Source organism: Confluentibacter citreus, from assembly GCF_002807055.1.
Taxonomy (GTDB): Bacteria; Bacteroidota; Bacteroidia; order Flavobacteriales; family Flavobacteriaceae; genus Confluentibacter; species Confluentibacter citreus.
Genome location: NZ_NIXN01000004.1, coordinates 59,197 through 78,176 on the forward strand (window position 1 = coordinate 59,197; position 18,980 = coordinate 78,176).

General features: G+C 33.0%; 16 protein-coding genes. 8 read left to right on the forward strand and 8 right to left on the reverse strand.

Translation table 11 applies throughout. The annotated features are described in order from the left end of the window. The first annotated feature begins 46 nt into the window (after positions 1-46). From ung to CDH49_RS09590, 7 genes are all read left to right on the forward strand, one after another. Positions 47-712, forward strand: a complete 666-nt coding sequence (ung, locus tag CDH49_RS09560; protein ID WP_100615439.1) for a uracil-DNA glycosylase — start codon at positions 47-49, stop codon at positions 710-712. Between the two features lie 432 nt (positions 713-1,144). Then, positions 1,145-1,984 carry a 1,4-dihydroxy-2-naphthoyl-CoA synthase gene (locus CDH49_RS09565; protein WP_100615297.1) on the forward strand — a complete coding sequence of 280 codons (840 nt, stop codon included), beginning with the start codon at positions 1,145-1,147 and terminating at the stop codon, positions 1,982-1,984. After that, complete coding sequence (gene menA, locus CDH49_RS09570) at positions 1,985-2,887, forward strand: 1,4-dihydroxy-2-naphthoate octaprenyltransferase (RefSeq protein ID WP_193434726.1); 903 nt, start codon at positions 1,985-1,987, stop codon at positions 2,885-2,887. It abuts the gene before it with no gap. 146 nt (positions 2,888-3,033) lie between these two features. Then, the gene (locus tag CDH49_RS09575) at positions 3,034-3,711 is read left to right on the forward strand and encodes a metal-dependent hydrolase (RefSeq protein ID WP_100615298.1); all 678 of its coding nucleotides are present in this window, start codon (positions 3,034-3,036) and stop codon (positions 3,709-3,711) included. Then, positions 3,712-4,749: an o-succinylbenzoate synthase gene (locus tag CDH49_RS09580; RefSeq protein WP_100615299.1), complete on the forward strand. Its 1,038-nt coding sequence runs from the start codon at positions 3,712-3,714 to the stop codon at positions 4,747-4,749. It begins immediately after the preceding gene. Positions 4,750-4,753: 4 nt separating this feature from the next. Further along, positions 4,754-5,737, forward strand: coding sequence for a CPBP family intramembrane glutamic endopeptidase (locus CDH49_RS09585; RefSeq protein ID WP_100615441.1), 984 nt, complete (start codon positions 4,754-4,756; stop codon positions 5,735-5,737). After that, positions 5,712-6,797, forward strand: coding sequence for an AMP-binding protein (locus tag CDH49_RS09590; RefSeq protein WP_317044388.1), 1,086 nt, complete (start codon positions 5,712-5,714; stop codon positions 6,795-6,797). Before CDH49_RS09585 ends, CDH49_RS09590 begins: the two co-directional genes overlap by 26 nt. Here CDH49_RS09590 and CDH49_RS09595 read toward each other — a convergent pair. The 8 genes from CDH49_RS09595 to CDH49_RS09630 all read right to left on the reverse strand — a co-directional run bounded on the left by CDH49_RS09595 (position 6,792) and on the right by CDH49_RS09630 (position 17,955). Continuing rightward, a complete protein-coding gene (locus CDH49_RS09595; RefSeq protein ID WP_100615300.1) occupies positions 6,792-7,262 on the reverse strand; it encodes a hypothetical protein in 471 nt (156 codons plus the stop codon). The genes CDH49_RS09590 and CDH49_RS09595 overlap by 6 nt on opposite strands. Positions 7,263-7,284: 22 nt before the next feature. Continuing rightward, positions 7,285-7,659: a DoxX family protein gene (locus CDH49_RS09600; protein ID WP_100615301.1), complete on the reverse strand. Its 375-nt coding sequence runs from the start codon at positions 7,657-7,659 to the stop codon at positions 7,285-7,287. A 72-nt stretch (positions 7,660-7,731) separates the two neighbouring features. Then, positions 7,732-10,143 (reverse strand): alpha-ketoacid dehydrogenase subunit alpha/beta, encoded by a 2,412-nt coding sequence (locus CDH49_RS09605; protein ID WP_100615302.1) that lies wholly within the window; start codon positions 10,141-10,143, stop codon positions 7,732-7,734. A gap of 169 nt (positions 10,144-10,312) precedes the next feature. Continuing rightward, entirely contained in the window at positions 10,313-13,051 is a 2,739-nt protein-coding gene (locus CDH49_RS09610) for a gluzincin family metallopeptidase (protein ID WP_239970634.1), read from the reverse strand. Between the two features lie 201 nt (positions 13,052-13,252). Then, a complete protein-coding gene (locus CDH49_RS09615; RefSeq protein WP_100615304.1) occupies positions 13,253-13,942 on the reverse strand; it encodes an LOG family protein in 690 nt (229 codons plus the stop codon). 53 nt (positions 13,943-13,995) lie between these two features. Beyond that, positions 13,996-16,827, reverse strand: a complete 2,832-nt coding sequence (uvrA, locus tag CDH49_RS09620; protein WP_100615305.1) for an excinuclease ABC subunit UvrA — start codon at positions 16,825-16,827, stop codon at positions 13,996-13,998. Positions 16,828-16,926: 99 nt separating this feature from the next. After that, positions 16,927-17,409 (reverse strand): septal ring lytic transglycosylase RlpA family protein, encoded by a 483-nt coding sequence (locus CDH49_RS09625; RefSeq protein WP_100615306.1) that lies wholly within the window; start codon positions 17,407-17,409, stop codon positions 16,927-16,929. A 177-nt stretch (positions 17,410-17,586) separates the two neighbouring features. Continuing rightward, the gene (locus CDH49_RS09630; RefSeq protein WP_100615307.1) at positions 17,587-17,955 is read right to left on the reverse strand and encodes a hypothetical protein; all 369 of its coding nucleotides are present in this window, start codon (positions 17,953-17,955) and stop codon (positions 17,587-17,589) included. Between the two features lie 418 nt (positions 17,956-18,373). On the opposite strand from CDH49_RS09630, the gene CDH49_RS09635 reads away from it, so the two are divergent. Then, positions 18,374-18,898, forward strand: a complete 525-nt coding sequence (locus tag CDH49_RS09635) for a hypothetical protein (protein WP_100615308.1) — start codon at positions 18,374-18,376, stop codon at positions 18,896-18,898. Positions 18,899-18,980: the final 82 nt, after the last annotated feature.

The following is an 18,980-nucleotide window of genomic DNA, read 5'->3' on the forward strand; positions in this document are numbered from 1 at the left end:
GACTAAAGATAGTGTTATTTTTATTTCGATTATTAAGTTAATTAAAATGAAAGTAGACATACACGACAGCTGGAAACCGTATTTACAAGACGAATTTGAGAAACCTTATTTTAAAGATTTGGTAAATTTTGTTAAGAATGAGTATACAATTAATCAATGTTTTCCTCCTGGAAAACAAATATTCAACGCCTTTAATTATTGTCCGTTTGAAAATGTTAAAGTTGTTATTATTGGGCAAGATCCCTATCATGGCTACGGGCAGGCAAACGGACTTTGTTTTTCTGTAAATGAAGGTGTGAGTCATCCGCCATCGCTCATTAATATTTTTAAGGAAATAGAACAAGATTTAGGAATTGCTTATCCAAAAAGCGGTAATTTAATGCGTTGGGCCGAGCAAGGGGTGTTACTGTTGAATGCAGCATTAACTGTTAGAGCTGATTTGGCTGGAAGTCATCAAAATAAAGGGTGGGAGACTTTTACGGATTCAGTTATAAAAATAATAAACGACAAAAAGGAAGGAATAATATTTTTGTTATGGGGTGGTTATGCGAAACAAAAAGTCAAATACATTAATGATAATAAGCACAAAATTCTAGCATCAGGACACCCTTCTCCATTAAGCGCCAATAGAGGATACTGGTTTGGGAACAAACATTTTAGTAAGACTAACTACCTGTTGGGGCAAGTCTTTCAGAAACCGATTCAGTGGTAAGATCTGTGTTTAAAATCACAGTTTTCTTAATTTCTTGTTTTTGCTTTGTGATTTTATTACAACTAAATTTTAGTAATAATAAATTAAGGAGAACCAAAATTGAGAGGGTTACTGTAATTGAAAATAACATAGGCGTTGGGGTTAAATCTTCGACAAAATACAACTATTATGGGTAAAAACAAAATTTTAAACAAAAATAAGCTATATTATACTACAAACCAATACTTATTTGTAAGTATTTTTATTTTTTTTACATTATCAATAATTTAACGTACTATCTGAGGTTTTAAATGTTTTTAACAATTAAAATTAAGAATATGGTTTTTATCTGTTCTTTTTTAAGAAACTAAGTTTTTCCGTTTCAGGCCTTAATATTTTTGACAAATTTGTATTGAAAACAAAATATAGTTTATTTTTGAACAAACTAAAAAAATGGAGCAAGTCAACTGGATAATCGTTAAGGAATATGAAGACATCACATATAAAAAGTGTAATGGTGTTGCTCGTATTGCATTTAACCGACCAAATGTACGCAATGCTTTTAGACCAAAAACCACTAGCGAATTGTACGATGCATTTTATGATGCCGGTGAAGATGTTAATATTGGTGTTATTTTGCTTTCTGCTGAAGGTCCTTCTACTAAAGATGGAGTTTGGAGTTTTTGCTCTGGAGGTGACCAAAAGGCTAGGGGGCATCAAGGTTATGTGGGAGAAGATGGATACCATCGATTAAATATTCTTGAAGTTCAACGTTTAATTCGCTTCATGCCAAAGGTTGTTATAGCTGTAGTGCCTGGTTGGGCTGTTGGTGGTGGACATAGCTTACATGTGGTTTGCGATTTAACGTTAGCTAGTAAAGAACATGCTATTTTTAAACAAACAGATGCCGATGTTACTAGTTTTGATGGAGGATATGGTTCTGCATATCTCGCCAAAATGGTTGGACAAAAAAAAGCTAGGGAAATATTCTTTTTAGGAAGAAATTATTCTGCTCAAGAGGCTTTCGACATGGGTATGGTAAATGCTGTCATCCCTCATGATGAACTTGAAGTAACAGCTTATCAATGGGCCGAAGAAATATTAGCAAAATCTCCAACGTCTATTAAAATGCTTAAGTTTGCTATGAATCTTACAGATGATGGGATGGTCGGTCAACAAGTATTCGCAGGTGAAGCAACCCGTTTGGCTTATATGACCGATGAAGCAAAGGAAGGACGAAATGCTTTTTTAGAAAAGCGTAAGCCTAACTTTGAAAAAAAATGGATTCCTTAAATGAAAAATATTAAGCTATGGATTTCTAGTATGCGTCTTAGAACGCTACCATTATCTGTTTCAGGCATTATTTTAGCTTCTTTTTTAGCAGAATACAATGGATTTTTTAAATGGGACATATTTATATTTGCCATTTTAACAACCATAAGTTTTCAAATTTTATCAAATCTGGCCAATGATTATGGAGATGGTATTAAAGGAACAGATAATAACGATAGATTAGGCCCCGAACGCGCCATACAGAGTGGTAGCATTTCACCAGAAAATATGTTCAGTGCCATAAAAATTTCCATATTAATTTCCATTGTACTTGCCTTTATGCTTATTTTTTTGGCATTTGGGGTAAAGCATTTTTTATTGACCGTCATTTTCTTTTTACTGGGAATTGCTTCTATAGTGGCAGCAATTCGTTATACTGTCGGCAGCAATGCTTATGGATATAATGGGTTAGGAGATGTGTTTGTATTTCTTTTTTTCGGATTGGTAAGTGTTATTGGTTGTTATGTGTTGTATTCTAAACAAATTGACCATGTGGTATTTTTGCCAGCCTGTGTTATTGGGCTTTTAAGCGTCGCTGTTTTAAATCTTAATAATATGCGAGATATTGTCTCTGATAAAAAGTCTAACAAAATTACTTTAGCGGTTAGACTAGGGGCTAAAAGCGCCAAAACATATCATTTGACGTTAATTGCATTAGCTATTTTATTAGCAACACTTTTTGGAATATTATATTATACATCTATTTATAATTTAATTTTTATAATAGCCTACATACCATTAATCAAGCATTTTATTAAAGTATATAAAAATGAAGATCCGCAGGTGTTGGATGGTGAATTAAAAAAACTGGCACTAACAACATTTCTTTTGGCTATTCTTATGGGGATAGGTCATTTGTTATAGTTTTTTTGTATTTTTCTTTTTCTAAATTTTATTTTTTAAATAATGAAACACCCTAGAGAATTACATTCACATATGAGGATTGTTATTCTTGGTGTTCCTCCCGATAGCCATTGGGAGGATCAAATTAAGACAGTAAATATAAACAGATGAAAATAACATTTTACGGACATTCTAGTTTGGGCATCGAAGTAAATGATGTTACTATACTAGTAGATCCTTTTATAACAGGAAATCCTAAGGCAGCGCATATAAATATAAATCAGTTAGAAGCTGATTATATATTTGTGACCCATGCGCATCAAGATCATCTTTTAGATGTCGAAAATATAGCCAAACGAACAGGAGCAATAGTGGTCTCTAATTTTGAAATTGTTACCCATTTTGAAAAACTAGGTATTGAAGGACACCCTATGAATCATGGTGGGCAATGGGATTTTGAGTTTGGTAATGTAAAATACGTCACTGCCATACATTCATCATCATTTCCAGATGGCTCTTATGGGGGGCAACCTGGGGGATTTGTGATTGAAGGCGAACATAAAAATATATACATCGCTGGCGATACAGCCTTAACGTTTGATATGAAACTAATCGCCCTACAAACGAAGTTAGATCTAGCCATTTTACCAATAGGCGATAACTTTACTATGGGAATTAATGATGCCATATTGGCAAGCGATTTTGTGCAATGCGATAAAGTTTTAGGTTGCCACTTTGATACGTTTGGATATATAGAAATTAATCATGACGAGGCAAAGCAAACGTTTTTTGAAAAAGGAAAAGACTTGATGCTTTTAGAGATTGGAGAAAGTATTGAGTTATAAATGATAACAGCATCCTACAAAAAATACATTTTAAATTTTAAACAACCTAGTGGAACGTCTCGTGGAATTTTAAAAACCAAGGAAACCTGGTTTATAACGCTTCAAGAAGGAACAAAACAAGGCATTGGTGAATGTGGTGTTTTTAGAGGTTTGTCTATTGATGACAGACCAGATTACCAAGCGAAATTAGAATGGGCTTGCCAAAATATCCATTTAGGTTTAGATGTTCTTTTAAATGAATTAGTAGCATTTCCAAGTATTCAATTTGGTTTAGAAACAGCTTTTAAATCATTCCTTTCAGAAGATAAATTTGAAATATTTCCTTCCGAATTTACAAAAAGTAACGATTCCATTTCAATAAATGGATTGATTTGGATGGGTTCGGAAGCTTTTATGAAACAACAAATCAAAGAAAAAATAGAAGCTGGTTTTACTTGTATAAAAATGAAAATTGGCGCTATCGATTTTCAAGCAGAAATCAATCTTTTAAAATCCATAAGAAAAGAGTATACTTTAAAAGATATTGAATTACGTGTGGATGCCAATGGAGCTTTTTCATATTCCGAAGCATTGGAAAAATTAAAAGTATTATCAGAATTCTATTTACATTCCATAGAACAACCCATAAAACAAGGTCAGATTGAACATATGTCACTTTTGTGTGAACAAACGCCATTGCCCATTGCCCTAGATGAAGAATTAATTGGAATATTTGATGTAACACAAAAGGACATGTTGATACAAACCATAAAACCTCAATATATTATTTTAAAACCCAGTTTGGTTGGTGGTTTTAAAGGTAGTAATGAATGGGTTGACATAGCGGAGAAAAAAGATATAGGATGGTGGATAACCAGTGCCCTTGAAAGTAACGTTGGGCTAAATGCCATTGCTCAATATACTTATACTAAACAGAATAGTATGCCACAAGGACTTGGAACGGGTAGTTTATTTACAAATAATTTTGATTCGCCTCTTCTGGTTAAAAATGGTACATTGCACTACGATAACTCAAAAAAATGGACATTTAATTTATAAGAATATGTATATAGAACAAGCGTTTAAGGTGTTGCATGAATGGTGGCGTTATTTTGTAGGACTTATAATTGTGATATTAGCGGTTATAGCAGGTCAAATCCCATTCGCAGTAGCTGTTTTTATGAAATCATATGAAACGGGAGAAAGCTTGCAGGGCTTAGACAATTCAAAAGTAATGTCATTATTAGAACCAAATTTGAATCTTCTTTTAATGCTTTTGTCATTTGCTGTCGGTTTGGTCGCATTGCTTTTTGTTGCTAAATTTTTGCATAATCAAACGGTTGTACAATTAACAACAGCTAGAAGTAAAATTGACTGGAAACGCTTTTGGTTTTCGTTTTTTTTATGGGGAATTATATCAAGTGGCTTTATATGGTTCGATTACTTCATGTCTCCAGAGGATTATATATTGAATTTTAAATTAGTTCCATTTTTAATTCTTTTGTTAATAGTTGTCATTTTTATTCCATTACAAACCAGTTTTGAAGAATATTTATTTAGAGGGTATTTAATGCAGGGTATTGGAGTAGTTGCTAAGAACAGATGGGTGCCTTTACTAGTAACATCATTGGCTTTTGGCCTATTGCATATAGCCAACCCCGAAGTTGATAAATTGGGATACAGTATCATGATTTTTTATATTGGAACTGGCTTGTTTTTGGGAATTATGACTTTGATGGATGATGGTATGGAGCTTTCTCTTGGATTTCATGCTGCAAATAATTTTTTTGCTGCCCTTTTAGTGAGTGCCGATTGGACTGCCTTACAAACACACTCTGTTTTAAAGGACATTTCTGAACCGTCCCAAGCCATTTTAACCGAAATGATTTTACCTGTTTTTGTGGTTTTTCCTATTTTACTTTTCATTATGTCCAAAAAATATGGTTGGAAAAATTGGAAAAATAAATTATTTGGAAGTATTTTAGACCCTGAAAAAGAAACCTTAAAAAGTATAGGAAACCATGATGAAAATACCACCAACCTTTGATAAAGTACATTTAAAATTTAAGCTCAATTCTGGCAATTACCAGTTTGATGATTTGTATGATGTAGCTTATAGTTTTATCAAAGAAGGCGAGTATTATGAGGAGGTTTTCGGTCATTTTTTAATGGATTGGCTGGATAAAAAGGATTATATAATCATAAAAACGTCTGGTTCTACTGGTAAGCAGAAAACTATTGAGGTAAAAAAGCAAGCCATGGTAAACTCTGCCATTGCTACTGGTGATTTTTTCAATTTAAAACCAGGAAACAAAGCGTTACATTGTTTGCCGTCAAATTATATTTCCGGTAAAATGATGTTAATAAGGGCGATGATTTTAGGTTTAGAATTAGATATCGTTAATCCAACCTCCGAGCCCGTTTTTTTAAAAAATAAAAAATACGATTTTTGTGCCATGACTCCCATGCAATTGAGAAACACGCTCGATAGAACCCATAATATCGAGACGATTATTGTAGGTGGATCAAAGGTTACTAATTCTTTAAAAGAAGCCATAGCTAATCATCCTGCTAAAATTTTTGAGACTTATGGCATGACAGAAACCGTAAGCCATTTTGCTTTAAAGCAATTGAATAATTTTACAGACGAGCAGCGCAACAAACAACAACATTTTAAACTATTGCCAGGTATAACCATCTCTCAAGATGATAGAAATTGTTTAGTTGTAGAGGTGCCTTATATTTCTCAAGATAAGATAGTCACTAATGATATTGTTGAAATACATTCCGAAACTGAATTTGAATGGATAGGGCGTTATGACAATGTGGTTAATACAGGTGGCGTTAAAGTATTTCCAGAGCAAATAGAAAACAAACTAGCAGGCATCATAGACAAGCGATATATTATAGCTTCTGAGCCAGATGAGGTTTTGGGCGAAAAATTGATTTTGGTTGTTGAAGATAAAACCAATCAATTAGATCCATCCGTTTTTGATGGCCTTGAAAAATTCGAAAGACCAAAAGTTGTTTATAATCTAGAAAAATTCAACGAAACTGGTTTTGGTAAAATTCAGCGTAAAAAAACATTAGCCTTGTTAAATCTATAAAGTTTCGATAGCTAAATTATAATCATACTGTAAATCTTCATGTAAAGAAGCAACAATCTTTTTAACCAGAAGTATTTGTCTTTTGTAGATATTTTCCAGTTGTAAACTATTCTTGATACTGGGTTTAAAGTCTTTCATCTTTTCACAGAAATAAAGTAATAATTCCACTTCAGTCTCTTTTTTTTGGGAATACCGAATGTGTTTTTTTGTCTGCGTTAAAATTTTTCTAATGCTTTTTCTTATGTAGAAGTAACTATTTATGTTTATTTCTGAAAATCCATCATCCATAGATTTTTTTATACTTTCAATGTAAGCATATTCATCAGATGATTGAAACAAAAGATAGGAGAGAAGTTCTTTGTTTTCTTTTTTGAATCTTGATAAACGAAGGCAAATCTCTTGTAATTCATTAGAAGAAAGATGGTTTAGTTCTTGCTTAATATCTTTCAAGGGAATTGCCTTCATTATTTGTTTCCTATTCTTTTATTTACTTTTTATCTACAGAATATTTACCAGCACCAGCTAGAAAAATGGCGACAAAACAAATTAAGAACAGTAGTGCTTTCTCTTTAATATCAATGGTATCATTAGCATGAACAACAAATGCAGCAACAGCCATCGTGATTATAGCAGGGATCGCGGCTATTTTTGTTTTAAAACCAATGATTATGAATATTGGAGCAATAACTTCGCCTATTAAAGCGAATATTAACGATAAGGTAGCACCAACACCAATGGGGTCTGCAAATTGAATAGGGCTGGCAAATAACATGTTAATTTTAGGAATGCCATGTGTAAGCATTAAGCCGGCAGCTCCTACTCGTATAATTAATAAGGCTAAGTCGGGAAAATTTTTTTTCATATGGTTGTAGAGTTAATAATGTTAAAAATACACAAAACTTTTTAATGTGGACAGAAATTAAATAAAGCTGTGTTATCTTAATTTCGGAAAATTTTCAGGATTCGTCTCATGCATCACCTGGTAAACAGCTTCAAAAATGTCTTCAGCTGAGGGCTTAGAGAAATAATCGCCATCATCTCCAAAGGCTGGTCTGTGTGCTTTGGCAGTTAATGTTTTGGGTTGGCTGTCTAAATATTGATAGGCATTTTGGTTGTTTAAAATTTCATTCAATATATAAGCAGATGCTCCTCCAGGTACATCTTCATCTATTACCATCACTCTATTTGTTTTAGCTATACTTTTTACGATGTCGTGATGAATATCAAAAGGAATCAAAGATTGTATATCTATAACTTCGGCATCTATGCCAATAGTCAATAAATCTTTAGCAGTTTGTTCTACTATCCTAAGGGTGGAACCATAAGAAACCAATGTAATATCATTACCCTCTTTAATGGTTTCGACAACACCAATAGGCGTTTTGAAATTACCTAAGTTAGTAGGTTTGTTTTCTTTAAGCCTATACCCATTTAAGCATTCAACGACCAAAGCAGGATCATCACTTTGCAATAATGTATTATAAAAGCCTGCGGCTTTGGTCATGTTTCTTGGCACAAGAACATAAAGACCTCTAATCAAATTTAAAATACCTCCCATTTGAGAACCGGAATGCCAAATGCCTTCCAGTCTATGCCCACGAGTTCTTATGATTAATGGCGCTTTTTGGCGTCCTTTAGTTCTGTAATGGAGTGACGCTAAATCATCACTAATAATTTGTAAAGCATACAAAACATAATCCAAATACTGAATCTCTGCAATTGGACGGAGCCCTCTTAAGGCTAATCCAATACCTTGACCTATAATGGTTGCTTCCCTAATTCCAGTATCAGTAACACGGTGTTCACCATATTTTTCTTGTAAACCTTCCAAACCTTGATTAACATCACCTATTTTTCCCGTGTCTTCACCAAATATCAGTACTTCAGGGTATTTTTTTAATAGAGCATCAAAATTATCCCTGATAATAATCCTAGCATCAACCTGTTCGGATTCATTATTATAAGTTGGTTTTATTTCGGTTACGTTTAAAGCAGATTTATTGGTTTCACAATATAAATGGGAACTAAATTTAGGCTGTGCAAATTCAAAATAATTATTTATCCAAGTGTTAAGTTGTTGTTTTTCAATTGTGTTTTCTCCAATCGTATATCGCAAAGCCTTTCTGGCATTAGACAGTAAATCTTTTCTAGTTGGTTCGTTAATTGAAATCAATACATCTTTAATTTTTGATATCAATACACCATTAGCACTACTGGCAGCTACAGTTTTAAGCAGGGAAATAAGTTCTTGTTGTTCTTTTTGAATGGGTCTTAAAAAAACCTCCCAAGCATTTTTTCTACCTTCCTTAACATCTCTTTTTATAATTCTTTCAATACTTGTTAGGGTTTCGTTGGTGGCAATCCCACTATCAATAATCCATTCTCGCATCTTTTTATTGCAATCGTATTCCGCTTCCCATGCCAACCTATCTCTATCTTTATAGCGTTCATGAGATCCAGACGTAGAATGGCCTTGTGGCTGAGTTAATTCTTGCACATGAATAAGAACTGGAACATGTTCGTTTCTTGCTATTACCGAAGCTTCTTGAAATGTTTCAATACAATTCGCATAATCCCAACCTTTAACTCTTAATATCTCAAAGCCATTATTTTTTTTATCGCGTTGGAAACCTTTCAATATTTCAGAAATATTTTCTTTAGTAGTTTGATATTTAGCATGAACAGAAATACCATACTCGTCATCCCAAACACTTATTACCATTGGCACTTGTAGCACGCCTGCGGCATTTATGGTTTCAAAAAACAAGCCTTCACTGGTACTTGCATTTCCAATGGTTCCCCAAGCGACTTCATTGCCGTTTACAGAAAAATTGGACTGATTGATATCTTTTAAGTTCTTATATATTTTTGAAGCTTGAGCCAAGCCCAGTAAACGTGGCATTTGTGCAGCGGTAGGTGAAATATCGGCACTTGAGTTGTATTGTTTGGTTAAGTCTTTCCAATTGCCATTGTCATCAATGCTATGGGTTACAAAATGACCTCCCATTTGACGACCTGCAGACATAGGTTCTAACTCTAAATTGGTATTTGCATATAATCCAGCAAAAAGTTGCTCTACCGATAACTCGCCAATCGCCATCATAAAGGTTTGGTCCCTATAATAGCCAGAACGCCAATCACCTTTTTTAAAGGCTTTTGCCATGGCTAATTGGGGGACTTCTTTACCGTCACCAAAAATGCCGAATTTAGCTTTGCCCGTTAATACTTCCCTTCTTCCAAGTAAGCTACATTCCCTACTAGTTACGGCTATTTTGTAATCATTTAAAACTTCTGTTTTAAAATCTTCAAATGAAATATTACTTTTTAAATCTGGAACAGTATCCATAGAGCTAGAGTTTCGCTTCTGCGAATTTAACTAATTTTTATGGTACTAACAATTCAAAATACCAAGCTCATTATATATTCTTTAAAAAAAGTATTGAAATACATGAGTTACATGAAATAATTTATAAAAAAGATTGTTTTAGTTAAAAAACATTAAAAATTTAACAGTTTTAATACCAGCGCCTTCTAAATAATCCTAATAAAGATTGGGGATCTACAGTAAACTTAAACCTGATTTTTTGAGAATAATGAGGCTGTGCTAATTCCCAGCCTAAATTGGAATAAACAGGGAAATAAATTTCAAAATAATCGGTTACTAAATTGATTCTAATGCCCGAGTCATAAACAAATTTAGGGCTGCTGAATTTGTTTTTAACAATACCCAAGTCGCCATAAGCTAAAATATATTTCCAAAGTGTGGTACTTGTGTTTATTGTTGAAATCCATTGGTTTGCAAAAGATGGATCTAACTTCGATTTAAATCCTCCTTCGGCATCTATGTATTGTTGGCTAAAAATTCCAGTAGATTCAGATCGCCCTAGATAATTATAATCAAACAAATAATCTGTAGGTCTATCTAATGCGAAACTAAAATAGTTTGAGTTGGCATCATTTTTATTCATTAAAAATGCTCCTGTGAAAAAGCGTAAATTGAATTGCCGATTGCTTTCAAAGAGTTTTCTGTATTCATAATTAAAAGACACCTTGCTGAAGGTTTCTGCTATTTGAAAATCGGCTACCCACTTATTGAAATTAATTAAATTGTCATTTGAACTAATAAAATTAATATTAAATACACTATAATTAGGTTTTGATATATTCAGTAAATTAGACGTGTCTTCATCTCTTTGGATATCAATATATCTGAATTTCAGGGCTTTTATCTTGTTAGACCTAAAGTCATCATCTTCCCTGAAAAGAAGGGAGACGGAGGGCATTAATTGTCTAACAAATAAATCTTTAGCATACGAGTTGTATGCGCCACTTAAACCAAAACTCATGTAATATAAGTTGCTGTTTTCAATGTTGTGAATATAAAAAACAGACCCAGAGCCGGTAAAGGATTTAGAATTAAGTGAATATTTAGGTTGTATTTTATAGTTAAAAGGTCTTCTTAACAATGTGGCATTATATATTCTCGTACCTAATGTTATACCATCATAAATATTATTAAATTCCAATAGGGGCATAAAAAAAACTTGATTGTAATTGGGGTCTTCTACGTCTTTGAAGAGCCTAAATTGGAGTGGTTTGTTATTAAAAAAGAATCCTTTTAAAGATTTCCAGTTATCTCTTAAATTATACTCAGGAATAACTTGGTTGTAATTCAAAACCAATTTGTTGGCATCGTTTCTGGGTATTGTAATCGATTTTTCTTCTTTAATATTCTCTATCCAGGTTTTAGATACAATACTATCATTATTCAAAGCGTATAATGATATAGGCGCATTATTTTTCCTTTTATTTTTTATGGTCAACCAGATAGAATCTTCGGTCTTTTTTACTTTTTTTATTTTGAAATCTATCTTTTCGCGTGTTTTTATATAATCTTCAAAAAACCAGTCAATATTCTTTGATGTTTTAGATTTTATAAAAGTTTCAAACTCTTTGGGAGATGTAGGTTCTAGTCTTGTAGTCGCTAAATAATATTTTAAAGCATTTTTTACAATATCATGATTTACAAAATCATCAAGGTATTCAAAGCCAATCCCAGCTTTGTATTTGTTGGCAATATTTTTGTTGAACTTTAATAAAGAATCTTTGGCCATTGACAAAGGTTGGTCTCTATTGGTTCTAGCCATAAGCATATAGGCTAAATCGTATTTGTCATTGTATTTTAAATCGGCTGCATGAAAAGATCTTATGCCCCAAATGTTGGCAATGGATCCCAGAAATTTCATATCTGGGTAGTTTTCTTCAACATAATTAATCATGTAATACATTTGGATGCCATCTATAAGCCATTGGTCTTTTCTTGGATTGATTAGCAATGTGTTTTCCAAATAATTTTGCAATCCTATTTTTAAGAGTTTTAATTCATAATTAAAACTATCAGGGTAGGTGCGAATAAATTTTGGTAAAAAATTAAGTCCATAAACAGGCTCTTTTTCTATATCTATTTGAGATAATAGAAGTTTTTTGTGGGGATATTCTCCGAGATTATCCAACATAAATTTAGAAACTCTCTCTATCGTTAAAACTTTATCTATAAGACTTAAACCTTCATCATTAATATTGGTAACGAATGCTAAATTTTCGTTTTCAAAGGTTTCAAAAGTCTTAATTTTATTTATAAATAATTTGTTGTTAACCCTGTTATTTCCTTTTAATATAACCTTTTGTTTGTTAGATGTTTGGGATGACTCTTCTGTGTTTAATTCTGAAGTTAGATAATATCCTTTTGGGTACTCTATTTCTATCCTGATATCTGCTTTGGGAATAAATAAATCGTCTAAATTTTTATTGCTATAATAATGCCATTCGCCATCATAAACGGCAGGGGTAATATACCAATATCTTAGGTTTGCATCACCGGTAGGTGTCATACCATAGTCTGTGAAAGCGTCACTTGGAATTTTTACAACATATTGCAGGCTTATTGTATAGGCTTGGTTTGGTTCTAAAGGCGACATCAAATCAACTTTTATGACATCTATTTGGTTTTTAAGTTCGTTAAAAACCAAATCTCGATCGTTTTGTTTGATAGACGATATGATGGAGTAGCCTCGGTCTTTATCCTTGGCCAAATGAAAATCATTAATATATTCATCTGCCAATCGTTCGGCCAAAGCTGTTTTTTTATTTGAATAACTTTGGTTCCAATTGTTCAAATAAATGCTTTGTAATGTGTCTTGAGAGGTGTTTTGGTATGTTATGATTTGGGATATAGTTATTTGTCCGCTTTGCATGTCAAAATCAGCTTTAAGATCAATGTTATTTTGACCAAAAACTGTTATAGAAGAAATAAGAATAAGGAAATATAGAAAACGCAATTTCAATTTATAGCAATAACATTAAATAGATTATATTTTATAAGGCATGACAATATAGTAATTTAGTTGATTCTTTTCTTTAAGTTATTCACAAACATAAAATCACTATTAAAGTATTTAGAAATTAGGACTTAACGCCGATCCATTATAGAAAGAATTGAGGATGCTGACTACTTCATCTTCAGTATCTACTAGATGTATTAAATCCATATCCTTAGCACTTATGTTACCATTACTTTCTAAAAGAGTTGCTTTTATCCAATCTAACAATCCTTTCCAAAATGTTGTTCCCACTAGAATAATTGGGAATTTTTCAATCTTATGGGTTTGTATTAATGTGATGGCCTCAAACAATTCATCTAAAGTTCCAAATCCTCCAGGCATGACCACAAAGCCTTGTGAATATTTTACAAACATAACTTTCCGCACAAAAAAGTAGTCGAAATCCATGTTCTTATCAGAGTCTATATATGGGTTGTCGTGTTGTTCAAAAGGCAAATCGATGTTTAAGCCTACAGAAGTACCACCTGCTAAATTTGCTCCTTTATTGCCTGCTTCCATAATACCCGGGCCGCCACCTGTAATAACACCGTAGCCCGCTTCAACAATGCGTTTAGCTATTTTCTCTGCAAGGATATAGTTTGGGTCTTCCGACTTGGTTCTTGCTGAACCAAAAATAGAAACACAAGGACCTATTAAGCCCATCTTTTCAAACCCATAAACAAACTCTCCCATGATTTTGAAAATCGCCCAAGAGTCATTGGTTTTTATTTCATTCCATCTTTTGTGGTGTTTATCTTGTGTCATAGATTTTTAAATATTTTATTTTTAGACTAGTATTCCTATAAAATTAGAACATATCAATTTAATTCTTTTTTGAGAAATTTCGCTGTGTAACTTTTTTTGTGTTTTGCGACTTCTTCAGGTGTGCCTTCTACAATGATTTGCCCGCCACCTTTTCCGCCTTCATACCCAATGTCTATAATATGGTCAACGGTTTTAATAACATCCAAATTATGTTCTATAATTAAAACGGTATTACCTTTGTTTGCTAATTTATTAAGAACAACCATTAACACCCTAATGTCTTCAAAATGAAGTCCGGTTGTTGGTTCGTCTAATATGTAAAAGGTGTTTCCCGTATCCCGTTTACTTAGCTCAGTTGCCAATTTTATACGCTGGGCTTCACCCCCCGAAAGTGTTGTGCTTTGTTGTCCTAAAGTAATATAGCCCAGACCCACATCATTAATGGTTTTAAGTTTGTTATGGATTTTTGGAATGTGTTCAAAAAAATCGACAGCTTCATTAATGGTCATATTAAGCACATCACTAATGGATTTACCTTTATACCGAATCTCTAATGTTTCCCGGTTAAAACGTTTCCCCTGACAGGTTTCGCATTCTACATAAACATCTGGTAGAAAATTCATTTCTATAACACGTAAACCGCCACCTTGGCACGTTTCACAACGTCCGCCAGCTACATTAAAACTAAAACGCCCAGCTTTATAACCGCGAATCATCGCTTCGGGAATTTTTGCAAATAAGGTTCTAATTTCACTAAAGGTTCCTGTATAAGTTACAGGGTTGCTACGAGGCGTTCGCCCAATGGGAGATTGATTGATATCGATCACTTTATCAATGTGCTCCAAACCACTGATGCTTTTATAGGACATGGGTTTTTTCACACCATTAAAATAATGCGCGTTTAAAATAGGGTATAGGGTTTCATTTATTAATGTGGATTTTCCACTACCAGAAACACCAGTTACGCCAATCATTTTTCCTAAAGGAAGTTTTACGGACACATTTTTTAAATTATTTCCGGTGCAGCCTTTTAATTCTAAAAATTTCCCGTTGCCTTCCCTGCGTTTTTTCGGAATTTCTATTTGTTTGGTACCGTTTAAATAATCGGCAGTAAGTGTGTGATGCGTTAAAAGTTCTTTTGGTGTTCCAATACTGATTATTTCTCCACCATATTTACCTGCTTTCGGACCAATATCAATCACATAATCGGCACGCTCTATCATGTCTTTATCGTGTTCAACGACAATTACCGAATTACCTAAATCCCTTAATGAAATCAAAGAGTTAATCAGTTTTTCGTTATCTCGTTGGTGTAACCCAATACTAGGTTCGTCCAAAATATAAAGCACACCAACCAGTTGCGAACCAATTTGTGTTGCGAGACGGATACGTTGTGCTTCACCACCAGATAGTGATTTTGAGCTTCGATTTAAGGATAAATAATCTAAACCAACATCCAATAAAAATTGTAATCTAGCTTTGATTTCTTTAATAATTTCTTCAGAAATTTTTAGTTGCTTTTCAGACAGATGATTATGTAAATCGTTAAACCAATTGGTTAGTTCAACAATATCAGCATTCGCTAATTCTGCAATATTCTTGTTGTTTATTTTGAAATACAATGATTCTTTTTTCAGCCTGGAGCCATGACATTCTGGACAAACAATTTTATCCATGTAGTCTTTTGCCCAACGTTTTAAAGAAGTGGATTCTGCTGTTTTATATTGATTTTCAATAAAGTTGGCAACGCCTTCAAAATCAATTTTATAATCTCGTGTAACACCCAACGTTTTACTTTCCACCGAAAATTTTTCATTGCCACCATACAAAATCATTTGTTTGGCGACTTCAGGAATATCTTTGTAGGCATCGGTTAATTTAAAATTGAAACGTTGCGCAATGGCTTCAAACTGTTTAAATATCCAACTGTTTTTTTCGGGTCCGTGAGGAAGTAATGCACCATTCTTAATGGATAAAGTTTCGTCTGGAACAATTTTTTTTGTATTTACTTCATATAATTCACCGATTCCGTTACAATGGTCGCACGCACCTTTAGGGGAATTGAATGAAAAATTGTTAGGTTCAGGATTTGGATATGAAATCCCAGAAGTTGGACACATTAAATTTCTACTGAAATAACGCACTTCGTTTGTGTCTTGATCAATCACCATTAAAACATCTTCGCCATGGTACATCGCTGTGTTGATACTTTCCGTCAAGCGTTTATCATTATCGATGGTATCATCAATTTTTAGCCTATCAATAACGATTTCGACATCATGTGTTTTGTAACGATCTAGCATCATGCCTTTGGTGATGTCTTTTATATCCCCATCGGTTCTTACTTTCACAAAGCCTTGTTTGGCAATTTGTTCAAACAATTCGCGGTAATGTCCTTTTCGAGAACGAACAACAGGGGCTAGAATATTGATGCGCTTGTCTTTAAAATCAGTAATAATAAGCTCTTTAATTTGCTCATCGTTATAACTTATCATTTTATCGCCCGTGTTATAGCTATACGCATCACTGGCTCGTGCAAATAATAAGCGAAGAAAATCGTAAATCTCAGTAATGGTACCAACGGTAGAGCGCGGTGATTTACTGGTTGTTTTTTGCTCAATGGCAATAACAGGTGATAAGCCATCAATTTTATCTACATCAGGACGCTCCAATCCACCTAAAAATTGTCGGGCATAAGCCGAAAAAGTCTCAATATAACGACGCTGTCCTTCAGCATAAATAGTATCAAAAGCTAAAGACGATTTTCCGCTTCCTGATAAACCGGTAATAACCACTAATTTTTCACGAGGAATCGAAACATCAATATTTTTAAGATTGTGCACTCTGGCACCTTTTACTTCAATAAAATCCTCAAATTGGCTCATAAATTATAGGCAAACCTGCCTGTTCGGCAGACAGGAGTGCAAAGGTACAATTTTAGTTATTAAATTTATGTGAAGATTTAATTCTAATAAGAAAACCAGTCACTCTTCTAAAACTTCAAGATGTACAATTAAAAAGCCGGTTAGCTTGTGCTTTGTAATTTCCATAAAGGCTTTTTTCGATAAATCAATTTCCCTGTCTTTAACAAAAGGGCCTCTATCGTTTACGGTTACAATTACAAATTCGTTATTAACCGTATTTGTTACCTTGATTTTAGTTCCAAATTTTAGTGTTCTATGGGCAGCGGTGTATAAATTGTTATCAAATTTTTCACCACTAGCAGTTTTTCTACCATTAAATTTATCGTGGTAGTAAGAGGCATGTACATTCTCTTTATAAGGTATGTATGTTGTAAGTGAGGAATCTATAGCAATAGTGTCAGTTAAAACACTATCTACATGTATGTTATTAAAATGCGATGTTTTGTTGGTGCCTACTTTAGCAGCTGTATTAGAAAAACTGCTTATGAAAACAAGTAAGCACAAAAAACTTAGGGGTTTAATAAATAATACAGTAAGCTTCATGTTTTTATTTACTTATCAATTAAATGAGCTAATATAGTTTTAAATAGTAAAAAGTAAGTTTAAGAACGTAACCGTTTAGTTTTTGTTGTAATGGGTTGATATTTTTTTGATTATTTTTTTAAAAAAAAAGAAGCTACATAAAATATGTAGCTTCAATAAATGTTTGATTAAAAAATATTATCTGTTTGCTATCGAAATTTCACCAGAATTTAATGATTTTTCATAGTTTGCCCTTACTTTTTTTACGAATCCAAAGAATTGTGTATCATCTTTTTTCTCTAAAATAACGTAAGTGTTTCCGTTAGATTTTGTTATCACTTCTTTTACCACAACATGATTTCCATGAACGCTTTTGTAATTAGCCACTTTTCCTTTTTTGGCAATGATATTTAACTTTGGAAAGAAGACATGATTGTATTCACTTCCAGATGGTGTGTTAATTATCAAAACATCCCCCACTTGTGGTTCATTTTGGTTGGTTAAAGGGTTGTTGTTGGCAAATGTAATTCCAAAAGCAAAAAACAATAAAAAGCATATTTTTCTCATAATTTCTAAATTTTAAAGGGTTATTTTATTTATTTGATACTAAATTAGCTCTTAGATTGCGTATTTTAAAATCTGTTAAGATTAATTAACTTTTGTGTTTTTTAAGTATTTTTTATACAATACCCCATAGCTTTAGGGGTATATTTCCACCTTTAATTAAAGTTTTAATCGCATGTACTTTGTAGCAAATAGTCATTTGGTTTTTTTGGTTAATTAAAGTATAGTAACCCCTTAAAAAAGCAGGGTTAATACTTTATAAAAAAATATAGACTTTAACATATTGTTAATAATTAATTTATGATTTTTCTTTCAAAATAATCAGTTAAATATTATTGTTCCATTTTGGAGTTTTAAATGTCTTGTTTCATGAACTTTTTCTATAATTGCAGTAAAATGATATTAATTTAATTCAGCAAATATGAAATTATTAGGAATTGGCTCTCGGGTCAGCCATTCGGAATACGGAAAAGGTGTTGTTACTAATGTAACATCCCAGCATTATTGGGTAACATTTATTGAAAACGGATTGGAAACCATTGATTTGGATAGTGAATTAGAAGTTATTGAAGCAGCTGATGGCGATGTTGACACCGTTAGCTTTTTTGATATAGAAAGCAGTTTGGTAGATATCCTTAAAAAGTGGAGCGATGTTAGCGAAGTTGTGCCCATTGCGGATAAATATAAAGGCGGAAGACTTATTTTAGAACCTGCTGATACTAGTTTAAAGCCCTATGAGTTACCTATCGACACCTTTTTCCATAAAATCACTATGGTACGCGATAGATTGCGCGTTATGGAACAGCGCATCAATGCCAGTGACTTAGATGAACAAAGTAAAATAGATTTACAGCAATATATTACCAGAATTTATGGTAGTTTAACCAGTTTTAATATTCTCTTCAAATCTAAAAATCATCAGTTTGTGGGACAAAAGGGAAGTTAAAATATTTTAATTATTGAATTATATTATGGAGGCTAAACGTAAGTTTTGCCTTTTTTTATGTTTTACTCATTCAAAAGACGAC